This is a genomic window from Paraplanobispora siamensis (genome assembly GCF_016863175.1).
Classification (GTDB): Bacteria; Actinomycetota; Actinomycetes; order Streptosporangiales; family Streptosporangiaceae; genus Planobispora; species Planobispora siamensis.
Genome location: NZ_BOOJ01000047.1, coordinates 110,593 through 134,100, shown reverse-complemented (window position 1 = coordinate 134,100; position 23,508 = coordinate 110,593). Strand labels below are relative to the sequence as shown.

At 72.1% G+C, this 23,508-nt stretch carries 19 protein-coding genes; 9 read left to right on the top strand and 10 right to left on the bottom strand.

The features are described 5' to 3' along the window. Nucleotides 1-121 precede the first annotated feature (121 nt). Nucleotides 122-469 carry a hypothetical protein gene (locus Psi01_RS27465; RefSeq protein WP_204067007.1) on the bottom strand — a complete coding sequence of 116 codons (348 nt, stop codon included), beginning with the start codon at nucleotides 467-469 and terminating at the stop codon, nucleotides 122-124. 296 nt (nucleotides 470-765) lie between these two features. Between Psi01_RS27465 and Psi01_RS27460 the strand changes: the two genes are divergently transcribed. From Psi01_RS27460 to Psi01_RS27450, 3 genes are all read left to right on the top strand, one after another. Next, nucleotides 766-1,071, top strand: coding sequence for a hypothetical protein (locus Psi01_RS27460; protein WP_204067006.1), 306 nt, complete (start codon nucleotides 766-768; stop codon nucleotides 1,069-1,071). Beyond that, nucleotides 1,071-1,829, top strand: coding sequence for a 4'-phosphopantetheinyl transferase family protein (locus tag Psi01_RS27455; protein ID WP_204067005.1), 759 nt, complete (start codon nucleotides 1,071-1,073; stop codon nucleotides 1,827-1,829). Before Psi01_RS27460 ends, Psi01_RS27455 begins: the two co-directional genes overlap by 1 nt. Before the next feature lie 95 nt (nucleotides 1,830-1,924). Then, nucleotides 1,925-2,650, top strand: a complete 726-nt coding sequence (locus Psi01_RS27450; protein ID WP_204067004.1) for an alpha/beta fold hydrolase — start codon at nucleotides 1,925-1,927, stop codon at nucleotides 2,648-2,650. 40 nt (nucleotides 2,651-2,690) lie between these two features. On the opposite strand, the gene Psi01_RS27445 is transcribed toward Psi01_RS27450, so the two are convergent. Both Psi01_RS27445 and Psi01_RS27440 read right to left on the bottom strand, forming a co-directional pair. Then, complete coding sequence (locus Psi01_RS27445; protein ID WP_204067003.1) at nucleotides 2,691-3,194, bottom strand: hypothetical protein; 504 nt, start codon at nucleotides 3,192-3,194, stop codon at nucleotides 2,691-2,693. Then, nucleotides 3,167-3,730 carry a hypothetical protein gene (locus Psi01_RS27440; RefSeq protein WP_204067002.1) on the bottom strand — a complete coding sequence of 188 codons (564 nt, stop codon included), beginning with the start codon at nucleotides 3,728-3,730 and terminating at the stop codon, nucleotides 3,167-3,169. Before Psi01_RS27440 ends, Psi01_RS27445 begins: the two co-directional genes overlap by 28 nt. 282 nt (nucleotides 3,731-4,012) lie before the next feature. Here Psi01_RS27440 and Psi01_RS27435 point away from each other — a divergent pair, with 282 nt between their 5' ends. Together Psi01_RS27435 and Psi01_RS27430 are read left to right on the top strand one after the other, a co-directional pair. Next, nucleotides 4,013-5,068: an alpha/beta fold hydrolase gene (locus tag Psi01_RS27435; RefSeq protein ID WP_204067001.1), complete on the top strand. Its 1,056-nt coding sequence runs from the start codon at nucleotides 4,013-4,015 to the stop codon at nucleotides 5,066-5,068. Between the two features lie 105 nt (nucleotides 5,069-5,173). Further along, entirely contained in the window at nucleotides 5,174-6,535 is a 1,362-nt protein-coding gene (locus Psi01_RS27430) for an FAD-binding oxidoreductase (protein WP_204067000.1), read from the top strand. Between the two features lie 92 nt (nucleotides 6,536-6,627). Here the strand turns inward: Psi01_RS27430 and asnB are convergent, their stop codons facing one another. The 5 genes from asnB to Psi01_RS27405 form a co-directional block, all read right to left on the bottom strand. Beyond that, nucleotides 6,628-8,475, bottom strand: a complete 1,848-nt coding sequence (asnB, locus tag Psi01_RS27425) for an asparagine synthase (glutamine-hydrolyzing) (protein WP_204066999.1) — start codon at nucleotides 8,473-8,475, stop codon at nucleotides 6,628-6,630. Nucleotides 8,476-8,539: 64 nt separating this feature from the next. Further along, nucleotides 8,540-9,727: a 3-hydroxybenzoate 6-monooxygenase gene (locus Psi01_RS27420; RefSeq protein WP_239128057.1), complete on the bottom strand. Its 1,188-nt coding sequence runs from the start codon at nucleotides 9,725-9,727 to the stop codon at nucleotides 8,540-8,542. A gap of 56 nt (nucleotides 9,728-9,783) precedes the next feature. Further along, nucleotides 9,784-11,703, bottom strand: a complete 1,920-nt coding sequence (locus Psi01_RS27415; protein WP_204066998.1) for an anthranilate synthase family protein — start codon at nucleotides 11,701-11,703, stop codon at nucleotides 9,784-9,786. After that, nucleotides 11,700-12,320, bottom strand: a complete 621-nt coding sequence (locus tag Psi01_RS27410; RefSeq protein ID WP_307819275.1) for an isochorismatase family protein — start codon at nucleotides 12,318-12,320, stop codon at nucleotides 11,700-11,702. The genes Psi01_RS27415 and Psi01_RS27410 overlap by 4 nt, the downstream gene beginning before the upstream one ends. A gap of 65 nt (nucleotides 12,321-12,385) precedes the next feature. Further along, a complete protein-coding gene (locus Psi01_RS27405; protein ID WP_204066996.1) occupies nucleotides 12,386-13,150 on the bottom strand; it encodes a 2,3-dihydro-2,3-dihydroxybenzoate dehydrogenase in 765 nt (254 codons plus the stop codon). A gap of 232 nt (nucleotides 13,151-13,382) precedes the next feature. Between Psi01_RS27405 and Psi01_RS27400 the strand changes: the two genes are divergently transcribed. Continuing rightward, a complete protein-coding gene (locus Psi01_RS27400; protein WP_239128056.1) occupies nucleotides 13,383-16,643 on the top strand; it encodes a non-ribosomal peptide synthetase in 3,261 nt (1,086 codons plus the stop codon). A gap of 1 nt (nucleotide 16,644) precedes the next feature. Next, nucleotides 16,645-18,315, top strand: coding sequence for a tyrosine 2,3-aminomutase (cmdF, locus tag Psi01_RS27395; protein ID WP_204066994.1), 1,671 nt, complete (start codon nucleotides 16,645-16,647; stop codon nucleotides 18,313-18,315). A 172-nt stretch (nucleotides 18,316-18,487) separates the two neighbouring features. Here the strand turns inward: cmdF and Psi01_RS27390 are convergent, their stop codons facing one another. Next, a complete protein-coding gene (locus tag Psi01_RS27390; RefSeq protein WP_239128055.1) occupies nucleotides 18,488-20,008 on the bottom strand; it encodes a 4-hydroxyphenylacetate 3-hydroxylase family protein in 1,521 nt (506 codons plus the stop codon). A 103-nt stretch (nucleotides 20,009-20,111) separates the two neighbouring features. Then, complete coding sequence (locus Psi01_RS27385; protein WP_204066992.1) at nucleotides 20,112-21,347, bottom strand: acyl-CoA dehydrogenase family protein; 1,236 nt, start codon at nucleotides 21,345-21,347, stop codon at nucleotides 20,112-20,114. A gap of 226 nt (nucleotides 21,348-21,573) precedes the next feature. On the opposite strand from Psi01_RS27385, the gene Psi01_RS27380 reads away from it, so the two are divergent. Both Psi01_RS27380 and Psi01_RS27375 read left to right on the top strand, forming a co-directional pair. Further along, nucleotides 21,574-22,359, top strand: coding sequence for a class I SAM-dependent DNA methyltransferase (locus Psi01_RS27380; protein ID WP_204066991.1), 786 nt, complete (start codon nucleotides 21,574-21,576; stop codon nucleotides 22,357-22,359). Then, nucleotides 22,356-23,468 (top strand): DegT/DnrJ/EryC1/StrS family aminotransferase, encoded by a 1,113-nt coding sequence (locus Psi01_RS27375; RefSeq protein WP_204066990.1) that lies wholly within the window; start codon nucleotides 22,356-22,358, stop codon nucleotides 23,466-23,468. The genes Psi01_RS27380 and Psi01_RS27375 overlap by 4 nt, the downstream gene beginning before the upstream one ends. Nucleotides 23,469-23,508: the final 40 nt, after the last annotated feature.

Sequence of the window (23,508 nt, the reverse complement as noted above, 5' to 3'; positions counted from 1 at the left end):
CGTGGGGTGAGGGCCCCGCACGGTGGCCGGTTCAGGGGGGCTGGTTCAGGGCCGGTTCAGGGGGCCGGTTCAGGGAGGCCGGTTCAGGGGGGGCCGGTTCAGGGGCCGGCTCGGGGCCGGTTCAGTCGTCGTGCCGGGTGGAGAACCTCTCGGCGACGTCCCGGGCCCACTGCGCGGCCTCGGCCCCCTGGGCGCCGGTGAAGGGGGCGCCGGGCATCCGGCTCAGGCGCTGAACCTGTTCGGCGAAGCGCAGGTACTCCTGGCAGGCGTGCTCCCGGCAGGCGAGGCAGGTGACGCTCTCCGGGCGGGTGGAGGTCATCGCGTAGGGGACCTCGAGTCCGCAGCCGGTGGTGACGACGCTCGGGGCATCGGGCGCGCGGCCCACCATCGAGGTGATCACATTGCGGTAGGTGGCGCCGGCCTGCATCACCTTCTGCTCGACGTGGATGTGCGGGTCGGTCTCACTCATGTGCGTCCACGCCTCCGTCCGGGGTCGTCCCGGTATCAGGCTAACGCGTTGACCACGGAGAACGGGTGATCGGGATCTCCGGTTGACAGCATGTGGCGGTCCACGTGCAGTTTCCTGCCTCGCGCGGCGCTGGTCCGCGGCCGGGCCGGGTCCCAGAGTGGGAAGTGCGAAAAGACCGCAGCAGACCACTCCAGGAGGTGGCACATGAACAGCCCGGTGGACCCGACGACCGGCGGCCGGCCCGTCTGCGGCGCGCCGCGGGCGTCGGCGCGCAGGAGGGGCAGGGCCGCTGAACCATGCTGATCCAGCTGACGATGCGCCGTACCGGCGGAGTGCCGGTGCCGAGCTCCCCGATCGACGGGATCCGGATCATGGCGCTCCTGCCTAGCAGATGGCACAAGGACCTCACCCAGGCCACCGGGGACATCGTGATCCGGGTCCGTACGGACGGTGACACGACGAGTGCGGACGTCCGCGCCGAGGTGACCGAGATCCTCGCCAACCCGGAGGTCGGCCACTGGGAACTGGTGACCTGCCGCCCCCTGCACGCCAGGCACGACGAAAGGCACGACGAACAGGACTCAGCGAAGGAGGAGAAGTGATGATCGCTCCCATCTTGGGCGCCGGTGAATGCCACGTGTGGTGGGCGGACCCGCGGCACCAGACCGTCGAGGACATGTCGGAGGTGCTCAGCGAGCCGGAGCTGGAGCGGGCCGCGCGCTTCCGCCGCGACCCCGACCGGCGCAGGTTCCTGACCGGCTCGTGGCTGCTGCGTACGGTGACCGCGATCCAGCTCGGCATCCGTCCCGAGGACGTGGTCGTCGAGCGCAAGTGCTCCGACTGCACCAGGCACCACGGCAAGCCGCACATCCGCACGGCCGGCTCCCGGCTGCACGTCTCGGTCTCCCACTCGGGGGACCGGGTCGCCGTGGCGCTGACCACCGAGGGACCGCTGGGCGTGGACGTCGAGCTGGTCCCCTCGACCCCCATTGACGACCTGGCGCGGTGCGCTCTGACCGTACGCGAGCGCCGCGCCCTTGAGGCCCTGCCGCAGGCGGAGAGATATGAGGCCTTCGCGCGGGTGTGGGTGCGCAAGGAGGCGGCGTTGAAGGCCACCGGCCACGGGTTGCGCATCTCGCCGGACCGGGTGGAGGTCAGCGGACCCGAGGAGCGGCCCGAGCTGCTGAGCTGGCCGCTCGACGTCCCCCCCGCCGAGGTGAGCTATCGGGCGCTGGACCCCGGTGACGGGTATGTCGGGGTGCTCGCCGTGCTGACCGGGAACCGGAACCTGAGGGTGACCGAGTCCCACGTGGCCGGGATGCGGCTGGTCGGCGCCGAGCCGCTGCTGGTCGCCGCTTGATGACGTTGACGAGGCCCGGCGCGCGCTGGTGAATTGACTGTAGCGATCGCGCCCGCCGGGCCTCTCCCGGAACAGGGAGAGGAGGTTGACCTTCGATGAAGAAGACATTCGTTCTGATCCCGGGCCCCTGGATGGGAGCCTGGGTCTGGGAGCCGGTCGCCCGGCGTCTGCGCCGGCGCGGGCACCTCGTGCGCGCCGTCACCCTCCGGGGCCTGGGCGCCGACGACGCCGACGTCTCCGAGGTCGGTCTGGAGACCCACGTCGCCGAGGTCCTGGAGATCCTGGAGAAGGAGGACCTGCGCGACGTCGTCGTCGTGGGGCACAGCTACTCGGGGCTGGTGGCCGGCCAGGTGGCCGACCGGGCCCGTGACCGGGTGGCGCACACGGTGTTCGTCGAGGCGTTCCTGCCGCACGACGGCAAGTCCATGCTGCACGCCTTCCCCGAGCGCCAGCGCGCCGCGGAACTGCGGCTCATCGCCGGCAACCGGGGCCGCTGGCCGGCCCCCGACGCGACCGTGGTCGCCGACGGACAGGGCCTGACCCGCCGGCAGGCCCTGTGGCTCACCGAGCGGTTCGTGGACCACCCCGGGCGTACGATCGCCGAGCCCGCCGTGCTGACCCGTCCGCTGGCCCGGCAGCGGGCCACGTACGTCGTCTGCTCGAAGGAGCACTTCGACGGCAGCGTCTCCGCCGACGTCTCGGCCATGCGGGCCGTGCCGGGCTGGGACTTCCGAACGCTGGACACGGGGCACTGGCCGATGGTCTCGGCCCCGGGCAGGCTGTCGGCGCTCCTGGCCGACGTCGCCGACCCGGCCTCATGACCCGGTCTCATGACCCGGCCTCATGACCGGACACGTCGTCTCACGACCGGGACCGGGCCTCCTGCCGGGTGCCGGAGCCCAGGAACCGGCGCAGCGGCCGGCCGTACACGAACACCGGGATCCCCACGCCGGCCAGGAGCATCAGGGCGGTGAACACCCACTCGTTCGAGCCGCCGGGGCCGTAGACCCGGCTGGGGTGGTCGATGTCCACGGCCCTGGCCCGCTCTCCGGCCCGGTGGGAGTACCGGTCGCTGCCGTACATCTCGATGCCCGTCCTGCGGACCGTGCCGTCGCCGGACAGGAAGTCCCCCGTCCAGACGCAGGACTCGTGCCCGGGGTGCTGCACGCAGTCCAGCCGCTCCGGGGTGAACCAGCCCCCGATCCCGTCGGCGCGCGCGGCGCGCACGGCCGTGCCGACGTTCGGCACGGCCAGCAGGAGCAGGAAGGCGGCCAGGAGGGTCAGGGCCGCGCCGAAGGCGGGGGACCGCCGTGCGGCGGGCCCGTGGTCGGCCGCCGTCATGCGGGGGCGGCCGCGCAGTTGCACCGCATGAGGGCGCGCTCGGCGGGACGGGGCCGTCGGTGCAGGATCATCGCGACCACCATGGGCGCGAAGACGAGCGCGTTGTAGAACAGGTGCAGCTCCATGCGCGGCACGAGGAGCTGGATGAGGCTCGTCGGGGCCGGGCGCCCCAGCAGGTTGGCGCCGGCCAGCGCCTGGACGAGCAGCAGCAGGTGCTCGAGGTGGTGCCAGATCTGGATGCCGAGTGAGATGTTCCACCAGGTGCGGGCCCGGCCGGTGAAACCGGGCCGCAGCATGATCAGGCCGACCAGCATCAGGAGCGCGTAGCCGTAGTGCATCCACTCGGAGGTGACGAGCCACGGGAAGGGCACGCCCAGGACGCCCCGCGCCTGGGGCAGCGGCCAGCCCAGGACGTAGACCTGGACGGCCTGGGCGAGGTGTTCGGCCCAGTGGGCCACGACGATCAGAAGATAGACGTTGAGCGCCAGCCGGTGGTGCCGGGTGTTGAGCCCGGTCAACCGGCCGGGGGACTGTCCTAGGGAAACCGCTCCGGTCGCCATGGGGGAACCTCATTCCTCGGGGTCGTCGGCGAAGCCGTCCCCGGTCGCGGAATCCGATCGCCCCGCCCCCCGGAGCCCGGCGGCAGAATCTCTGGCCACGGCCCATTTTCATGACGGACCCGGCAGCGTTTTCTTCCATCGTGCTGACCTGCGCGGCGCGTCCCGGTCAGCGGGCCCTCGTCGTGTGATTGCGCAATGAGGAAGATGTGGATCGCAATCCAGCGGAAGCAGTCTGACGATCGCACCACCGTGAATTTCCCGGCGATCGGAAGGAAGCCGCACATGCCGCTGGACGCAACACCCGAGCGGGCACCCAGGATGACGAGGGCCGCGAAACTCGCGCGCCTGGCCGCCGGCGCGCTGGCCCTCATCCTGACGGCCTCGCTCACCACCACCGCCAGCGCCGACTCGCGAGGTTCCGGTACGGCGGGCCCCGACGGTACGGCCGTCGCGGACGGGACGACGGCTCCGCCGCCCGGGTTCAGCCACGGCAGGGTCGCCGTCGACGGCGGCACCGTCCACTACGTCCGCGGCGGCTCGGGCCCGGCCCTGCTGCTGTTGCACGGCTGGCCGCAGACCTGGGAGATGTGGCGCCCGGTGATGCCGGAGCTGGCCCGCGACCACACCGTCATCGCGATGGACCTGCCCGGCCTGGGCACCTCCGGCATCCCCGCCGGGGGCTACGACAAGGTCACCACGGCCCAGCGGATCCGCCAGGCCGCCAACAAGCTGGGCTTCCGGCAGGTGAAGATCATCGGCCATGACCTCGGCGTCCTGGTCGCCTACCCCTACGCCCGCGACTTCCCGTCCGAGGTGACCCGGCTGGCCATGATCGAGTCGCCGCTGCCCGGCTTCGGCCTGGAGGACCTGTACGGCCTGAGCTGGCACTTCCGCTTCAACTCCTCGCCCGCGCCGATCCCCGAGAAGATCATGGACAACGACGAGGTCCCGACCTACCTCGGGATGATCTTCGACTTCAGTTACCGCAAGGACGCCGTCGACCGTGAGGCCTTCTACCGGGCCTACGCCGACCCGGCCCGCCGTACGGCTGGTTACGAGTACTACCGGGCCCTGACCGCGGACGCGGCCGACAACAAGGCCAACGCCGCCAGGCGGCTGGCCATGCCGGTCCTGGGCATCGGCGGGCAGTACTCCTTCGGGCCCGGCGTCGCGGACTCCTTCCGCCAGGTCGCCGACGACGTGCGCACCGCCGTCGCGCCCGAGTCCGGGCACTTCGTCCCCGAGGAGAACCCGGCCTTCCTGGTGGCCTGCTCGAAGCTCTTCTTCGGCCCCGGGACCGCGACGCCCGCGCCGGAGCTCGCCGGCTGCGCTCCCTGAGGCCGGCCGTACGGCACGCACGACGCAAACGCACGACGCCAAGGATCCCGCGCCGGGTAGGAGACCCGGCGCGGGAACATCTCTGACAGGAGAAAGGGCCTGATTATGAGCCGCCACGTCCAGCGACGACCGTACCCCGAGCCCGGTGCCGGGCCAGAGGCGGCCGAGCGTCTGCGCCGCGAGTTCGGCGGACCCGTGCACCTGCCCGGCGAGGCCGCCTACGACAGGGAACGGCAGGCGCCCTATTCCGGCAGCGACCCGCGCCCGGCGCTCGTCGCGATGGCGTCGGGGGCCGCGGACGTGCAGGCCGCCGTCACCGCGGCGCGCGAGCACGGCCTGCCCTTCGCCGTCCAGGGCACCGGCCACGGCACGCACGCCGCCTCCGACGGGGGCCTGCTGCTGAAGACCGCGAAGATGGCCACCGTCCTGGTCGATCCCGACCGGAGGGTGGCCCACGTCGGGTGCGGCGCCACCTGGGAGCAGGTGATCGCCGCCGCGGAGCCGTTCGGCCTCGCGCCGCTGGCGGGCTCGCACCAGACGGTGGGCGTGGCGGGTTACACGCTGGGCGGCGGCGTGGGCTGGCTGTCGCGGCAGTACGGCTTCGCCGCCGACAGCGTGCTCCACGCCGAGGTCGTCACCGCCGACGGGCGGCTGCTGACCGCCGGCGCCGACCGGCATCCCGACCTGTTCTGGGCGATGCGCGGCGGCGGCGGCAACTTCGGCGTGGTGACCTCGCTGGAGTTCCGGCTCTATCCGGTGGCCCGGGTCTACGCCGGCGCCGCCTACTTCGCGGCCGAGCGGGCGGCCGAGGTGCTCGCCCGCTATCGCGACTGGACCGACGGCGCGCCCGACGAGCTGAGCACCGCCGTCCTGCTGACCAGGGCCCCCTACGACCCGCAGCTGCCCGCCTCGCTGCGGGGCAGGCGGGTGCTGGCGATCCAGGCCATGTTCACCGGGGAGCCGGAGCGGGCGCGGCAGCTGCTCGACCCGCTGTGGCGGGCGGCCGGCCCGGCGCTGCTGGAGACGTTCAGGGTGGCGCCCTTCGGGGGCATCGATATGGGCGGCACCGGGCCCGCCCACGTTAACCCGCTCGACACGCTGCCCGACCCGGTGATCGACGTCCTGGTGACCGAGGCCGGGCGGCCCGGCTCCCCGGTCTCGGCGGTGGAGATCCGCCACTGGGGCGGCGCGATGGGCCGGCCGGGGCCGCAGGCCGGTCCCGTGGGCCACCGCACGGCGCGCTTCACCGCCATCCTCGACGCGTGGGTGCCGCAGGTGGACAGGGTGCTGCGGCCGTACGCGGCCGGGCGCGCGTTCCTGAACTTCCTGCACGACCCGGCCGGGGCCGAGAGCGCCTACGCCCCCGGCGACTACGCGCGGCTGCGCGAGGTGAAGCGGGCCTACGACCCGGACAACTTCTTCCACCTCAACTACAACATCCCCCCGGCGCCTCCCGGCGCCCGCTGAGCACGCGGGAAAGGGCGGGAGAGCGGTCCTCACCGGGACCGTCCTCCCGCCCTTTCCCGCGTCCGGCGCGTCCGGCCGGGGCCCGCCGTCCCTCACAGCTCCACGCGCACGCCGTAGGCGGTGACCCAGGTGTCGAACTCGATCAGCCGCTCGATGACGGCGCGGGCGCTCCACGGGCCGCCCATGGCGTAGGAGCCGGCCGGCGCGTCGAGCAGCGTGCGGATCTCCGGCTCCGAGGCCAGCTTGAGCACCGGGCTGTCGCCGGCCAGGATGGCCTCCAGCTTCTCGCGCAGCGCCGCTTCGTACTTCTCGTCCTGGGTGGAGGGGTAGGGGTTCTTCTTGCGGTCCAGGACCGAGTCGGGCAGCACGCCCCGCATGGCGGCGCGCAGCAGGCTCTTCTCGCGGCCGTCGAAGGTCTTCATCGCCCAGGGCGTGTTGTAGACGTACTCGACCAGCCGGTGGTCGGTGAAGGGGACCCGCACCTCCAGGCTCGCGGCCATGCTGATGCGGTCCTTGCGGTCCAGCAGGAAGTTCTCCCAGCGGGTGAGGTTGAGGTAGGTCAGCTCGCGCATGCGCGCCTCCAGCCCGCTCTCCCCGGGCAGGCGCGGCACCTCCTCCAGGGCCTCGGCGTAGCGGTCCTTGACGTACTCGCCCAGCCCCAGCCGGTCCCACAGGCCGATCGACTGCAGCGCGCCGATGCCGCCGGCCTTCTTGAACGGGGAGTGCCAGGGGAAGGTGTCCGACTCGACGGCGTCCCGGTCGTGGAACCAGGTGTAGCCGCCGAACAGCTCGTCGGCCGCCTCGCCCGACAGCGCCACCGTCATCCGCTCCTTCAGCGCCCGGCACAGCACCAGCAGCGAGTACTCCATGTCGCCGGTGGAGACCGGCAGGTCCTGGGCCCGCAGCACCGTGCGCCGCACCTCCGGGTCGAGGATCTCGGCGTTGTCCAGCTCGACGATGATGTGCTCGGCGCCCACGTGCTCGGCGACCTCGACGGCGAAGGGGGTGTCGGGGTCCTCCCACTGCACGTTGGCCTTGAAGCGCGACTCGTGGCCCTTGAAGTCCACCGAGAAGGCCTTCAGCGGCCGGTCGGCGCCCCGGCGGGCCATCGCCCGCGCGGCCAGCGCGGTGATCGCGCTGGAGTCCAGGCCGCCGGAGAGCAGGGTGCCGACGGTGACGTCGGCGACCATCTGCCGCTCCACGATCTCCTCCAGGAGCCGGCGGACCGTGGCCACCGTCGTGTCGAGGTCGTCGTGGTGCTCGCGCGCCTCCAGCCGCCAGTAGCGCGTCTCGGTGCTCCCCGAGCGGGAGAAGCGCAGGACGGTGGCCGGGCGGACCTCGTACATGCCGCGGAAGACCGCGTGGCCCGGCGTCTTGACGATGGTGAAGATCTCCCGCAGCCCGTCCGCGTCGATCACGGCCTCCGCCCGGGGGTGGGCGAGGATCGTCTTGGGCTCGGAGCCGAACAGCAGGCCGCCGGGCGTCGGATAGTAGTACAGCGGCTTGACGCCCATCCGGTCGCGGACCAGCAGCAGCTCCTCGGTGCGCGGGTCCCAGATCGCCAGGGCGAAGATGCCGTCGAGGCGCTCGGCGAAGTCCGCGCCCCACTCCAGATAGGCGCGCAGCACGACCTCGGTGTCACTCGTCGTACGGAACTCGTGGCCCAGGCCGATCAGTTCCTCACGCAGCTCCCGGTAGTTGTAGACCTCGCCGTTGTAGGTCATGACCGGCAGGGTCTCACTCCCGGCGGCCATCGGCTGCCGCCCGCCCTCAAGATCGATGATCGCAAGCCTGCGGTGCCCCAGGGCCGCGCGGGGCGAGGTCCACACCCCGCCGGCGTCCGGGCCCCGGTACTCCAGGGTGGCGGTCATGGCGGAGATCACGTCACCCGCGCCGCTCAGGTCCTCGTCGTAGTTCACACATCCAGCGATGCCGCACATGTCCAACAGTTCCTTTCGATAGGTGTTCGGTGGGCCGGGCGCCCGGGTCGAGGCGGTGCGAGGCTCAGGCCGCGGCCCGGGCGAAGTCCCGGGCGCCGTGCAGCCACGAGACCTTTTCGTGCAGGTCGTCGTCGGACAGGGCCGACAACATCCGGTTCCTGGCCAGGGCCTCGTCCCCGGCCGGGTGGTAGAGCAGCTCGCCCATCGCGCGGGCGACCAGCTGCGTCCTGCCGGTGCGTTCGCGCCGGGCCGCGTTGTACTTCTCGAACCGCTGCGGGAACTCCCCGGCGCCGCAGTCCAGCAGCTCGCCGAGCGTCACCGCGTCCTCCAGCGCCATGCAGGCGCCCTGCGCCGCGTACTGCAGCATGGGGTGGGCGGCGTCGCCCAGCAGGACCACCCGCCCGTCGGTCCAGTCGCCGACCGGGTCGCGGTCGCACAGCACCCACTCCCGCCAGTCCTCGCCCAGCTCCAGCAGGCGCCGGGCGGTCTCGCCCAGCCCGGGGAACTCGCCGAGCACGTGCTCGCGCGCCGCGGGCCTGCCGGTCACCACCCGGGTGGCGCCGTCGTCGCGGGTGGCCGCCAGGTTGAGGTACCGGCCGCCGCCGATCGGATAGTGCACGAAGTGCCAGCCGGGACCGGCCCACAGGGTCACGGTGTTCCAGCGCAGCTCCGCGGGCACCCGCTCCATCGGGATCACCGAGCGGTAGATGGTGTGCCCCGACACCCGGGGCTCCCCGTCGCCGACGAGCCGGGCGCGCACCGCCGAGCGGATGCCGTCGGCCCCGATCAGCGCGTCGCCGCGGACCCGCCCGCCGTCGTCGAGGATCGCGGTCACCCCGGCCGCGTCCTGGCGGTAGTCGGCGACGTGGCTGCGGTCGCGCAGCTCGACCAGCGGGGAGGTACGGCAGGCGGCCAGCAGCGGGCCGTACAGGTCCACGCGCTGGACCACCGCGTACGGGTTGCCGAAGCGGGCCCGGTAGCGGCCGGTGAGCGGCATGCTCGCCACCCGCTCGCCGGTGGTGCCGTCCATGAAGCGCAGCTCGTCGATGTGGACCGCCAGGCTGCGCACCTCGTGGCCCACGCCGAGCCGGTCCAGGGCGGTGAAGCCGTTCGGGCCGATCTGGATGCCCGCGCCGAGTTCGGTGAACCCCTCGCGGCGCTCCAGGACCACCGCCCGGTGCCCCCGCCCCGCGGCGGCGACGGCGGCGGCGAGGCCTCCGATGCCGCCGCCGGCGATGAGTATGGTCGCCATCTCTTCCTTCCTGTCCGTCACTGGGTTTTTCCGGGACCGGGTTCTCCGGGCCGGGCTCACTGGGGGACCGGCAGCCGGTCGAGCACCGAGAGCAGGGCGTCGCGCAGGATGCCGACCCCGTCCGAGGTGAGCACCGACTCCGGGTGGAACTGCATGGAGGCGAATCCGGGCCCGCGCAGCGCGTGCACCTCGCCCGTCTCCGGGTCGCGGCTGACGGAGACCGGCCCCGGCAGCCCCGCGGGCTCGAACTCCTCCGACTCCGCGTGCGAGGCGAAGGTGTTGTAGAAGCCCACCCTGGTCCGGCGGCCGAACAGGTCGATCACCCGCTGCACGCCCTGGTTGGGCACCTTCCTGCGGCGCAGCGGCAGGCCGAGCGCGCCGCTGAGCACCTGGTGGCTCAGGCACACGGCGAGGAACGGGACGCCGGATCCCAGCAGCCGGTCCACGGCGCCGCGCAGGTGAGCGATCTTGGGATGGGTCAGCTCCGCGGGGTCGCCGGGGCCGGGGCCGAGCACCACCACGTCGTGCCGCTCCAGCTCGTACGGCTCGTCGAACCTGCGCACGCTCACCTGCAGGCCCAGCGAGCGCAGCTGGTGGGCGATCATCGAGGTGAACGTGTCCTCGGCGTCCACCACCAGCGCCCGGCGGCCGATCAGGTCGGGCGTCCAGAAGGTCCGCTCGGCCGGTTCCCGCCGCCAGAACCCGGAGATGTCCTCGTTGCGCCCCTCCAGCGCGCCGCGCACGTCGGGGTGCTCGGCGAGCTGCTCGGGCGGCTCGGCGCACAGCGCTTCGAGCAGCCCGGCCGCCTTGGCCGCGGTCTCGGCCACCTCCGACTCGGGGTCGGAGTGCCTGACCAGGGTGGCGCCCACCCCGATGTCCACCCGGCCGCCGGCGTCGATGTCGGCGGTGCGGATCAGGATCGAGGAGTCGAGCGTGCGCCCGCCCGCCGCGTCCCTGCCGATCAGCGCGGCGACGCCGCTGTAGTAGCCCCGGCCCCGCCTCTCGTAGCGGCCGATCACCCGGCAGGCGTTCTCCAGCGGGCTGCCGGTGACGGTGGGCGCGAAGAGCGTCTCGTGCAGGATCTCCCGCACGTCCCTGCCGGTCCGGCCCTCGATGTAGTACTCGGTGTGCGCGAGCCTGGTCATCTCCCGCAGGAACGGGCCGGTCAGGCGGCCTCCCGACTCGCAGATCCTGGCCATCATCTTGAGCTCTTCGTCGACGACCATGTACAGCTCGTCGGCTTCCTTCTTGTCGGCGAGGAAGTCCATCAGCGCGCCGACGGTCGGGCCCGACGGGGGATAGCGATAGGTGCCGCTGATCGGGTTCATCACCGCGACGCCGTCCGAGACGCTGATGTGCCGCTCCGGTGAGGCGCCGACGAGCGTCCTGTCGCCGGTGTGGACGATGAACGTCCAGTACGTGCCCGACTCGCGGGTGACGAGCCGGCGGAAGAGCGTCAGCGCGCTGCGCGGGGTGTAGTCGGTGATGTCGGCCACGAACGAGCGTTTGATGACGAAGTTGGCGCCCTCGCCCCGGCCGATCTCGTCCTCGATGACGGCGCGCACGATGCGCGCGTAGTCGTCGTCGGAGGTGTCCACGTGCCGGTTGCGGGCCTGGATGCGCTGGTCGGGTATGCGGGCCAGTGCGGCGGGGAGCGGCACGACGGCGTGCCCGGTGACGGTCATCGCGACGAGGGGGGCGCCGTCGTCGCGCGCCTCGAAGCCCCGCTCGCCGATCTGCCGGAACGGGATGAGCGTCAGCAGCTCGGGCCCCTCGCCGCGCGGCTCGTCGGAGAGGGGGAGCTCGGCCAGCGTGGCGGCCGTGGAGACCTCGCCCACCAGGACGTCGAGCACGCCCTCCCGGCCGGCGCCGGGCCGGTGCAGCAGCGCGAAGGCGGGGGGCCGCGGGGAGAGGATCTCGTCGAGGAGGCGGTCGGCGGTCGTGTCCGCGCTTCTGAAGGGGGGCTCGGCGGTCATCTCCCCGCCTCCTCGGGGAGGTCGGTCAGGAGCTGCTTGGCCGTGGTGACCACGCCGCACCGGCCGGCCACGTACCGCAGGGCCAGGCGGTGCTCCTCGGCGGTGAAGTCGGCGATCGCGTCGGCCACCAGGAACGGCTGGACGTCCTGGGCGAAGGCGTCGTTGGCCGTCATGAGGATGCCCACGTGCGCGTACACCCCGGCGATGATGAGCTGGTCGCGCCCTCTGTCGCGCAGCCACCGCAGCAGCGGACTGCGGTGGAAGGCGCTGTAGCGCCACTTGGTGAGCACCAGGTCGCCCGGCCTGGGCGCCACCTCCTCCACGACCCTGCGCTGGTCCTCGTCGGCGGTCATGCCGGGGCCCCAGAAGTCCTTGAGCAGCCCCCGCTGTTCCTCGGTCATCCCGCCCGGCTGCGCGGTGTACGCGACCGGGACGCCCAGGGCCGCGCAGCGCTCGCGCAGGGCCCGCGCGTTCCTGAGGAGGTCCGTCACCGGGGCCTCGCCGCGCGGAAAGGCACGCAGGAAGAAATGCTGCATATCGTGGAGCAGGAGTACGGCCCGGTCCGGATCGATCGACCATTGCGCCGTGTTCTCGGGAAGTTCTCCGACATCCGGCATGGGATATGGCGTTATGTAGGGAATGCCGGCCATTGTGTTTCCTCTTTCATTCGTGCTGGAAATTGCTAGGCGCCCAGAGTGGCGCCGCCGTCCACCGTGAGGTGCTGAAGGGTGATGTGATCGGCCCGGCTCGAAAGCAGGAAGGCGACGGCCTCCGCGATGTCGCCCGGTTCGGCGACCTTCCCGAGCGGGATGCCGGTGCGGTACACGCCGGGGCTGCCCTCGATCGAGGCCCGCAGCGCGCGTTCGTGGTCGCTCCACAGCGAGGAGAGCATCGGGGTGTCGGTCGAACCCGGGGTCACCACGTTGCAGCGGATCCCGTAGCCCGCCACCTCCAGCCCCAGCGTCTTGGTGAAGACCAGCGCCGCGGCCTTGGAGGCGGCGTAGGCGGACATGTCCACGCGGGCGGTCAGCGCCGCGTTGGAGGCGACGGTGACGACCGCCCCAGAGCGTCGCGGCACCATCCTGGCCACGACCGCTCTGGACAGGTGGAAGACGCCGTTGACGTTGACCGAGAACGTCGTCGCCCAGTCCTCGTCCGACAGCGCCACGGCCCGGCCCAGGCGCAGCACGCCGGCGGCGTTGACCAGCTTGCCGATCGGCCCGAGCCGCCGCTCCGTCTCCGCCACCACCGCCTCCACCTGGGCGCCGGAGCCGACGTCCACGGGGAAGGCGGTCACGTCCAGCCCGTCGGCGGTCAGCTTCTCCGCGACCTCGCGCAGACGCTCCTCGTCGCGGTCCAGGGCGGCGACCGGGGTGCCCTCCTCTCCCAGCCTCCGTGCGATCGCCGCCCCGATGCCGCCCGCCGCACCGGTGACCAGGGCCACCATCAGGGCCTCCCCGCGGTGAATTCCGCCCGATCAATTGAGTCCATTGATTCCGCTGCCTTTCTCCGTTTGCCCCGGCGTATTCCCCGGGGTCCGGGACCTTCAATTCCGGAGGTTTTCCTTTACACGCTCAGAGTGGAACGCCGGGCTGACCGGAACAAGGCGGGGCGGTGACAGCAAGTTGCCTTCGGGCCGCTGTTTCCTGCCAGTGGCGGGCAACGGAGCACGTCAAGAGATGCCGCGTGCGACGGGCCGAGCCGACGATGTCGTGGTGAGGAAGTCCGGTGTAAAGAGAACGGCGACCTCGTGGCTGCAGGACCAGGCGTGGTTTCTGCAGAAACTGGTCCCGGATTCACCCGCGTACACGATGTTTCGTGCCTACCGAACGACCGGCGAACTCGATGTGGCCGCGCTGCGCGCCGCGTGGCAGGGCGTCGTGCTCCGCCACGAGATCCTGCGGACCACTCTCGTGGAGAGCGGCGGGCTGCCCGTGCAGGAGATCGCCGCGGGCTGCCACCCGCACGCCTTCACCGAGATCGACGCCACCGGCTCATCGGCCGAGGAGCTCTGCGCCGGTCTCGCGCGCACCCCGCTCGACCCGCGGGAGGGGCCGCTCGCCCGGCTCCTCGTGGTACGGCTGGGCCCCGGCGACCACCTCCTCGTGCTGCGGCTGCACGAGGCCGTCGCGGACGAGTGGTCCATTCCGATCCTGCTGGACGAGCTCTCCGACCGCTACGCCGCCCGGGGGGCGCCGCCGCCCGCCGGAATCCAGTACGCCGCCTACGCCCGCTGGCAGCGCGACCAGGCGCACACCGCCGAGCTGCACCGCCTGCTCGATTGGTGGACCGGGACGCTGACCCCGCCGCCCGCCTCGGCCGCGCCGCCCGCCGACAGGCCGCGCCCCGCGGGACCGTCCTTCCACGGCCGGGCCGTCCCGTTCGAGTGGACGCCCGCCCTGGGAGGCGCGCTGGCGGAGCTGGCGCACCAGGAGGGCGTCACCCCCGCGACGGTCATGCTGGCCGCGTTCCTGTGCCTGCTGCGCCGGCACACCGGGGAGGACCGGATGGCGGTCGGCACCGCCGTGAACGTGCGCCCCGGCGCCGCGACCGGCGCGCTCGTCGGCCCGTACCGCAACCATCTGGTGCTCAGCGCCGACCTCTCGGGCGGGATCGCCTTCCGCCAGGCCGTGCGCCGGGTCGCGCGGACGCTGAAGGAGGTCCACCACCGCCGCGGCCTGCCCTTCGACCGGCTGGTGCAGGCGCTGGGTCTGGAGCGGGACCCGCGCAGGATCCCGCTGTGCGACGTGATGTTCGACTACCGGGAGCAGGCCGAACCCGTGCCCGTGCTGGGCGCGGCCGAGGTGCGCCCCGTACGGCCGCGCACCTGTGCGGCCAGGACCGATCTCGTGCTGTCCGTCGAGCAGGCGGGCGACGCGCCGGCCGGTTCGCTGACCTATCGAGAGGGCCTGTACGAGGAGAGGACGGCTGAGCTCCTGCTCGACCAGCTGCACACGTTCCTGGCCATCGCGCTGCGCGCGCCCGACCTGCCCGCCGACCAGATTCCGCTGGAGGACTACACGCGGACGCGCGCCAGGGTGCGCGAGGCCGACCGGACTGCGGCGCTGGACCCGTTCCTGCCCTCGGCGCCCGAGCTCGTGCACGCCCGGGCCGGGCGGGCGCCGGAGGCGGTCGCGCTCGACTGGCAGGGCGCCCGCCTGACCTACCGCGAGCTGGACGCCCGCGCCGCCGCCGTCGGCGCCGCGCTGCGCGCGCTCGGCGAGGTCGAGGGAGCCTCCGCGGTCGTCCGGATGGCGCCGGGAGCGGCCCAGGTCACGGCCGCGCTCGGGGTGCTCGGCGCGGGGGCGCGCCTGACCTGCCTCGGCGCCGGCGACGTGGGGGAGCGGGGCAGGGCCGTGCTGGCCGAGCTGCGCCCCCTCGCCCTGCTGGTGGAGGGCCCCGGGGACGATCTCAGCCGGTGGTACGAGGAGGAACTGGGCGGCACGGTGGTCGACGTCGGCGCCCTGGAGGCGCCCGCCGCCACGGACGCGCCCGCCGCCCTGGACACACCCGCCGCCCTGGATACGCCCACTCTCACCGCTCCCGTCAGCCCGACGACCACCGCGCCCGCGTACGTCGCCTACACCTCGGGTTCGACCGGCAGGCCCAAGGGGATCATCCAGTCGCACGGCAGCCTGGCGCAGTTCGTCACCTGGATGGCCACCGAGTTCCGGATGCGGCCGGGCGCCAGGGTGGCCCAGTGGGCCGCGCCCGGCTACGACGCCGCGCTGTGCGAGACGTTCGCCGCGCTGGTCGGCGGTGCGACGTTGTGCCCCGTGCCCGAACGCATCAGGGCCAACCCGGACAAGCTGGCCCAGTGGCTCGCGGACGAGCGGATCACCCTGCTGCAGACCGTCCCGAGCTTCGCGGCCAAGCTCCTCGACGTGATCAGAGCCGAGGGCGTCGCGGGGCGGCTCACGCTCGACTGCCTGCTGCTGGCGGGGGAGCCGCTGCCCGGGGAACTGGCCAACGACCTGCGCGCGAGCCTGCCCGCCGTACGGCTGGCCAATCTGTACGGCGCCACGGAGACGATCCTGGCCACCTGGTACGACGTCACCGCCCCGGTGCACGGCATGACGCCGATCGGCGGCTCCATCCCCGGCCGGCAGGTCGTGGTCCTGGACGCCTGGGACCGGCCCTGCCCGCCCGGCGTCACCGGCCACATCGTGGTCAGGAGCCCGTACGTCGCGCTGGGATACGCCGGCGGCGAGGACGGCCGGGCCTTCGAGCCGGTGTACCACCTGCAGGCGTGCGGCTCCGGCTACGGCCGCTTCTACCGCACGGGCGACCTCGGCCGCATGCGGTGGGACGGCCTGCTGGAGTTCCGCGGCCGCGGCGACTCCCAGATCAAGTTCCATGGCACCCGCATCGAACTGGCCGAGATCGAGGCCGCGCTGAGCCGGCACGAGGCGGTGGCCGAGTGCGCACTCGTCCCGGTGAGCGGCCCGGACGGCTGGGTCACCCGGCTGGTCGCCTACGTCGTGCCGCGCCGCACGCCGGCGGGCGAGGCGCAGGTGCGGGCCGCGGACCTGCGGGCCGCCGTACGCGCCAGGTTCGGCAAGAGCACGCTGCCGCTGTCGGTCAGGACGGTCGCCACGCTGCCGCGCAACGTCGGCGGCAAGATCGACCGGCGCGCTCTGCCGGCGACGGCCGGCGGCGGGCAGCGCGACACCGCGCGCACGCCGGTCGAGCTGGAGGTCGCCGCCATCTGGTCGGACGTCCTGGGAGCCGAGCCGGACGGCGACGGCGACCCCTTCTTCTCCGTCGGCGGGAACTCGCTGATGGTGCCCCGTCTGCTCGAACGCGTTCGTGAACGGTTCGGCGTCGAGGTGCCGCTCTGGGAGTTCTTCGCCAACCCCACCCTGGGCGGCCTGACCGCCCAGGTGCGCGCGTACGCGCTTTCCACTGATGCAGTCAACCAATCTACGGCGGGTGAGTGATGTGACACTGGTTGAGACCTCAACGTCAGTCGACTTCGATGGTGAGAGCCTGGACGTCCCGACAGTACGGCTGATCGCCGAGAACGAGGTCACCTGTGGCGTCGCTCCCGCGGCCCTGGCCAAGGTCGCGGCCAACCGGCGGGTGTTCGAGGACATCATCGCGAGCGGCGTCCCGGTCTACGGCGTGACCACCGGTTACGGTGAAATGATCTACATGCTCGTGGACACCTCGAACGAGGTGCAGCTCCAGACCAACCTGGTGCGCAGCCACAGCGCCGGCGTCGGCCCGATCTTCGCCGAGGACGAGGCCAGGGCCGTCCTCGCCGCCCGGCTGAACGCCCTGTCCAAGGGGTACTCGGCGGTCCGCCCCGAACTGCTCGAACGCCTGGCGCTCTACCTCAACCTGGGCATCACGCCGGCCATCCCCGAGATCGGCTCGCTGGGCGCCAGCGGCGACCTGGCGCCGCTGGCGCACGTGGCCTCGACGCTGATCGGCGAGGGGTACGTGCTGCGCGACGGCCGGCGCGTGGAGACCGGGCGGGTGCTGCGCGAGTTCGGCATCGAGCCGCTGCAACTGCGCTTCAAGGAAGGGCTGGCGCTGATCAACGGCACCTCGGCGATGACCGGGCTCGGCTGCCTGCTCGTCACCCGGGCGCTGGACCAGGTACGGCAGGCCGAGATCGTGACCGCGCTGATCTGCGAGGTCCTGCAGGGCTCCACCAGCCCCTTCGTGGCCGACGGGCACGACATCGCCCGCCCGCACCAGGGGCAGATCGACGTCGCCGCCAACATGCGGGCCCTGCTGAACGGCAGCGGCCTGGCCGTGGACCACAGCGAGCTGCGCCAGGCGCTCAGCGTCGACCCGCTGCGCCTGTCGGTGCTGCGCGACAGGGAGCCGCAGCGCCCCCGGCGCAAGGACGACAACGGGACCGCGCAGCACGGCGTCCACCGGACCGAGGTCTACCTGCAGAAGGCGTACACGCTGCGGGCCATCCCGCAGGTCGTCGGCGCCGTCAGGGACACCGTCTACCACGCCGCCTCCACGCTGCGCGTCGAGCTCAACTCCTCCAACGACAACCCGCTCGTCTTCGAGGGCAAGGAGGTCTTCCACGGGGCGAACTTCCACGGCCAGCCGGTCGCGTTCGTCATGGACTACCTGACGATCGCGCTCACCCAGCTCGGCGTCTTCTCCGAGCGGCGGACCAACCGGCTGCTGAACCGGCACCTCAGCAACGGCCTGCCCGAGTTCCTCGTCGCCGACGACCCCGGGCTCAACAGCGGCTTCGCCGGGGCCCAGTACCCCGCCACCGCGCTGGTGGCGGAGAACAGGACGATCGGCCCGGCCAGCACGCAGAGCGTGCCGTCCAACGGCGACAACCAGGACGTCGTCAGCATGGGACTGATCGCGGCCCGCAACGCGCGCCGGGTGCTGCAGAACAACAGCAGGATCCTCGCGGTGGAGTTCCTCGCCGCGGCCCAGGCCGTGGACCTGTCGGGACGCAGGGACCGGCTCAGCCCGGCCGGCCTGGCCACCTACGAGCGGATCCGCTCGCTCGTGCCGACCCTGGACAAGGACCGCTTCATGTCGGACGACATCGAGCTGGTGGCCGCCGCGATCTCCCGCGGGGAGTTCCTGGCCGCCGTCGAACAGGCCGACGTCACCCTCCGCTGAACCACGCCGAAGCACGGAGCAGGCGCCCCCGGGTCCCGGACCCGGGGGCGCCTGCTCCGTGCGGCCGCCTCTCACCCCGGCGGATCCGGCACGACGCAAGCACGACGGAAGCACGACGGAAGGGCGCCGGGAGACGAATCTCCCGGCGCCCCTCTCGGACAGGCGGGTCAGGTCAGAAGTCGCGCAGCCCGCCGGTCTGCCGCAGCTCCTCGAAGGAGGACAGGTCCGGCACCGTCCAGCCGTCGAGGTCGTACTCGCCCAGGCACTGCTCGACGAACGCCTTGTACCCGTCCATCTGACCGTTGGCCGTCTGCGCCGCCAGCAGCTCCACGCGCGTGTTCTCGTGGTTGCCGGCGTAGTTGCGCTCATACAGCTCGTGCCGCCCGCCGAACTCGGTGCCCACCGCGTCCCACAGCAGCTTCATCACCTTGATCCGCTCGACCGAGTCGATGCCGCCCGAGCCGCGCAGGTACTTGTCCAGGTACGGCCGGACCTCGGGGTTCTTGAAGTCCTCGGCGCTGGAGTTGACGTAGATCAGGCCGCTGGCGATGTCCTGCTCGATGATCTCCTTGACCCGGGGATAGCCGATCTGCATGAACCAGCGGTAGGCCAGGCCGTACTGCGGGTTCGGCAGCACCGCGCCGTTCGTCCAGGGCACCGGGTTGCGCGCGGCCGCGTCCGACAGCCCCCAGAACAGGTTGCGCCAGGCGAGCACCTCGCCGATGCGGCTCTGCACGCCGCGGAAGTCCTTGGTGCCGGTGATCTCCACCGCCTTGGCCAGCAGGCCCGCGATGAACTCCAGCTTCACGGCCAGGCGGGTGCACCCGTGGAAGGTGAACCGCTCGGGGAAGCCGGAGCGGCCGGTGAAGAGCTGGACCTTGCCCAGGTGGCCGTAGATGAAGACGTTCTCCCAGGGGATGAGCACCTTGTCCAGGACGAGGATCGTGTCGTTCTCGTCCAGCCGGGAGGACAGCGGATAGTCGAACGGGCTGCCCATCACGGTCGCCGTGGCGGTGTAGGACGGGCGGCAGATCAGCTTCAGCCCCGGGGCGTGCATCGGCACGGTGGCCACCAGGGCGAACTTCCTGTCCTTGATCGGCAGGCCGTAGTGGGCGATGAAGTTGTAGTGGGTCAGCGCCGAGCCCGTCGCCACCACCTTCGCCCCGCTCACCACCAGGCCGGCGTCTGTCTCCTTCTCCACGTGCACGAAGACGTCGGCGACCTCGTCCGGCGGCCGGTTGCGGTCCACCGGCGGATGCACGATCGCGTGGTTCCAGAACAGGACCTTCTCCTGCGACTCCCGGTACCAGCGCCGCGCGTTGTCGGCGAACGGCTCGTAGAACTCGGCGTTGGCGCCCAGCGTGCCGAGGAAGGCGGCCTTGTAGTCGGGGCTGCGGCCCATCCAGCCGTAGCTCATCCGCGCCCACGCGGCGATCGCGCGCTGGTTGGCCACCAGGTCGGCGGCGCTGCGGGGCGTGGTGAAGAAGCTGTGGGTGAAGCCCCCGCTCCCGGTGTCGGTGGGCGTCACGAGCGCGTCGCGCCGGTCGGGGTCGTGCAGCGCGTCGTAGAGCCTGGCGGTCATCCGGATCGGGTTGTGGAAGGCCGGGTGGGCGGTCACGTCCCTGACCCGGTCGCCGTAGAGGTAGATCGCCCGGTCATCCCGCAGGCTCTCGATGTACTCGGCGCCGGTCATGGGCCGCGTTACCGGCCCCGCCGCCTGTCCGGCGGGCCCGACGGGTGGTGCGTCATGAAGGTCTGTCATCGCGCTACTTCGCTTCCTTCCTCCGCTCGGGCCGCTACCCGAGCCCGAACCGGGCCTTGGCCAAGTCGCGCTTGGCGATGGTGGCGAGGAACGTCGAGACGCCCGCGTGGGTGACGAACATCGACATGTCCCGCCAGACGCGCTCGATGCGCTCGCCGCCGCGGACGGCGCTCGACCCCGCCGTGGGGAACAGGTAGGACTCGACCGCGCGCCAGCTCAGGGCGACCGCCTCGCTGCAGATCCCGGCCAGGCCGAGCTCGTGCTCGCGGGTGACGGCGGCGGCGCCGGCGGCGGCCGCCTCGTGCCACTGGCGGGCCACGTCCAGGGTCGCGGCCTCGGCCGCGGCGATCAGACCGGCGGCCTTGCCGTACCTGAGCTGGAAGTCCGGGTCCTCGAAGCGCGGCACGATGGGCGGGAACGGCGTCGTCCGCGTGCGCATCAGCTCCTCGTAGGCGTCGAGCGCGCCCCTGGCCATGCCGACCGCGAGCAGCGCGTCCTCCAGCACCATGAAGGTGAGCTGCCCGCCGCCGTACTGGGGGCCGTGCAGCGCGCGTCCCGGGGTGCCCCCGGTGACGTCGATCTGGCTCATGTGCTGCTTGACGGTGTAGTGGTCGGGGACGCGGCCGTTCACGACGCGGACGCTGTGCGACCCGCTGCCCTTCAGCCCCAGCGCCCCGCCCCAGTCGTCCAGGCGGGTCCACTGGCTGCGCGGGGCGATGAACATCATGGGCTCGGGCGGGCCGCCCCCGTCGGGGGTGACCATCGCGTGCCCGATGAAGTGCGAGGCGTACGGCGAGCCCGAGCAGTAACCCCAGGTGCCGTTGATCAGCCAGTCCCCGTCGGAGGTGCGCTCGGCCGTCCCGCCGGGCATCACGGTCGCCGGGCAGATGAACTCGCCGGAGGCGAAGATCTCCTCCTGCGCGGCCTCGCCGAAGATCGTGGCGGCCGCCAGCGCGTGCGCCGCGCCCAGGCAGTACATCCACCCCGTCGACGGACAGCCCCTGGTGAGGTTGATCGCCACACGGACGAAGGTGTCGATCCCGAACTCGTAGCCGCCGTACCGGCGGGGCACCAGGATCCGGTAGAAACCGGCCTCGGAGAACTGTTCGTGGACGTCCTCGCCGTAGTACGTGCGCTGCTCGGTCTCGGCCTGACGCTCGACCAGCGCGGGAATCATCGCCTCGGCCCTGGCGACCACGTCCTCGGGGGTGAGGCCGGGCTCTGGCGGGCCGGCGAGACGGTGCTCGAAAACAGTGGTGTCGACACCCATCGCTATGCGAGTCCTCACGGTTTCGTGGACCAATCGGGCATGCCGCCAGCGTCACATCCACCGATTTCCGGCGCATCTCCGGGTGTGCGGTTTTCCCGCTGACAGGAAGCGGAAAACGGCCTGCAGTTTACTGCCCGTCAAAAGCCTGGTTTGCGCCTATGCCGCCGCACAGAGTTGGAGGTGCCGAGAAACAACGGAGATGAAACCGCAAGAAAGAGGAAATGCGATGACCGCGCTGGCTTTTACCATTGACAACGACGCAGACCGCGACGCCAACGTCTACGACGACGAGATCAGCGAGATCTACGACCTGCTCTATCTGCGGCGTGGAAAGGACTACGCGAAGGAGGCCGACGTCGTGACCAGCCTCGTCCGCGAGCGCGCGCCCCACGCCGACTCCTTCCTCGATGTGGCCTGCGGGACGGGCGAGCACCTCAGGACGCTGCGCGAGCGCTTCTCCCGCGTCGCCGGGGTGGAGCTCTCGCCCGGCATGCGGGCCCGCGCCCAGGCCAAGCTGCCCGGAGTCCCGGTGCACCCGGGCGACATCCGCGACTTCCGGCTCGGCTGGCGCTTCGACGCGGTGAGCAGCCTCTTCGGCACGGTCGGGTACATGGCCGACACCGACGAGCTGGACGCCGCGGTGGCGAGCATGGGCCGGCACGTGGCGCCCGGCGGGGTGCTCATCGTGGAGCCCTGGTACTTCAAGGACGGCTTCGTCGACGGGCACATCGGCGACGACGTCGTGCGCGAGGAGGGCCGTACCGTCGCCAGGGTGGCCAAGTCCGTCCGGGTGGGCGACACCGTGCGGCGGCAGGCCCACTTCCTGGTGGCCGACGGCGACGGCGTGCGCAGCTTCGGGCACACGCAGGTGATGACGCTCTTCTCCCGGCAGGAGTACGCGGCGGCCTTCGAGCGGGCGGGTTTCACGCCCACCTGCCTGGAGGAGACCGGCGCCATGCTGGACGGGCGCCGCCTGTTCATCGGTGTACGACAGGACGGAACCGCGCGGTGATCCCTCTGTTCAAGGTCGAAGTCCCGGCCGACGCGGCGGACCGCGTCACGAGTGTCCTCGACAGCGGCATGCTCGGGCACGGGCCGCTGGTGGAGGAGTTCGAGCGGGAGCTCGGCGAGCGGCTCGGCAACCCCCGCGTGGCCGCGCTGAACAACGCCACCTCGGGCCTGCAGCTCGCGCTGCGCCTGGCGGGCGCCGCGGACACGCCGGGCGGCGAGGTCCTCAGCACGCCCCTCACCTTCGAGGCCACGAACTGGAGCATCCTGGCCTCCGGCCAGCGCGTCACCTGGGTGGACATCGACCCGGACACGCTCAACGTGGACCTCGGCGACCTGGCGAAGAAGATCACCCCCGACACCCGGGCGATCATGGTGGTCCACTGGGCGGGCAACCCCGTGGACGTGGACCGCCTGACGAGCATCCTGGACGACGCCGAGGCGTCGTACGGCCACCGCCCGGTGGTCGTCGAGGACTGCGCCCAGGCCTGGGGGGCCGCCGTCCGCGGCCGCCCGCTGGGCAACCACGGCAACCTGTGCGTCTACAGCTTCCACGCGACCAAGCACCTGAGCTGCGGCACCGGCGGGCTGATCGTCCTGCCCGACGAGCGCTCCCTGCGGCGCGCCCGCAGACTGCGCTTCTTCGGCATCGAACGGGACGCCGACCGGGTGCACGCCGACTACGACGTGCCCGAGTGGGGCTACAACTTCTACATGAACGAGATCAGCGCCGCCATCGGCCTGAGCAGCCTGGCCGTCGTGGACGAGCGCATCGCCCGGCACCGTCGCAACGCCGCCTTCTACGACGCCGAGCTGGCCGCGGTGCCGGGCCTGGAGCCGACCGTCCGGACGCCCGGGCTCGAGTCGTCGTTCTGGCTCTACCCCGTCAAAGTGGACGACCGGCCGGGGTTCATGCGCAAGATGGCCGAGGCCGGGATCGCGGTCAGCGTGGTCTCCCGGCGCAACGACGCGCACGGCTGCGTGCCGCAGGCGGCCCGGACGCTGCCCGGGCTGGAGGCGGTGCACGACCGGGTGGTCAACATCCCGGTGGGCTGGTGGCTGTCGGAGGAGGAGCGCGAGCACATCGCGCGGACCATCAGATCCGGCTGGTAGAACCCCTCGGCCACGGCCGTCGCCCCCTCACGGGAGCTCG

Coding starts and splice junctions, on each gene's coding strand:
- Psi01_RS27465 (WP_204067007.1), bottom strand. CDS start 469: ATGAGTGAGACCGACCCGCACATCCACGTCGAGCAGAAGGTGATGCAG.
- Psi01_RS27460 (WP_204067006.1), top strand. CDS start 766: ATGCTGATCCAGCTGACGATGCGCCGTACCGGCGGAGTGCCGGTGCCG.
- Psi01_RS27455 (WP_204067005.1), top strand. CDS start 1,071: ATGATCGCTCCCATCTTGGGCGCCGGTGAATGCCACGTGTGGTGGGCG.
- Psi01_RS27450 (WP_204067004.1), top strand. CDS start 1,925: ATGAAGAAGACATTCGTTCTGATCCCGGGCCCCTGGATGGGAGCCTGG.
- Psi01_RS27440 (WP_204067002.1), bottom strand. CDS start 3,730: ATGGCGACCGGAGCGGTTTCCCTAGGACAGTCCCCCGGCCGGTTGACC.
- Psi01_RS27435 (WP_204067001.1), top strand. CDS start 4,013: ATGCCGCTGGACGCAACACCCGAGCGGGCACCCAGGATGACGAGGGCC.
- Psi01_RS27430 (WP_204067000.1), top strand. CDS start 5,174: ATGAGCCGCCACGTCCAGCGACGACCGTACCCCGAGCCCGGTGCCGGG.
- asnB (WP_204066999.1), bottom strand. CDS start 8,475: ATGTGCGGCATCGCTGGATGTGTGAACTACGACGAGGACCTGAGCGGC.
- Psi01_RS27420 (WP_239128057.1), bottom strand. CDS start 9,727: ATGGCGACCATACTCATCGCCGGCGGCGGCATCGGAGGCCTCGCCGCC.
- Psi01_RS27415 (WP_204066998.1), bottom strand. CDS start 11,703: ATGACCGCCGAGCCCCCCTTCAGAAGCGCGGACACGACCGCCGACCGC.
- Psi01_RS27410 (WP_307819275.1), bottom strand. CDS start 12,320: ATGCCGGATGTCGGAGAACTTCCCGAGAACACGGCGCAATGGTCGATC.
- Psi01_RS27405 (WP_204066996.1), bottom strand. CDS start 13,150: ATGGTGGCCCTGGTCACCGGTGCGGCGGGCGGCATCGGGGCGGCGATC.
- Psi01_RS27400 (WP_239128056.1), top strand. CDS start 13,383: ATGCCGCGTGCGACGGGCCGAGCCGACGATGTCGTGGTGAGGAAGTCC.
- Psi01_RS27390 (WP_239128055.1), bottom strand. CDS start 20,008: ATGACCGGCGCCGAGTACATCGAGAGCCTGCGGGATGACCGGGCGATC.
- Psi01_RS27385 (WP_204066992.1), bottom strand. CDS start 21,347: ATGGGTGTCGACACCACTGTTTTCGAGCACCGTCTCGCCGGCCCGCCA.
- Psi01_RS27380 (WP_204066991.1), top strand. CDS start 21,574: ATGACCGCGCTGGCTTTTACCATTGACAACGACGCAGACCGCGACGCC.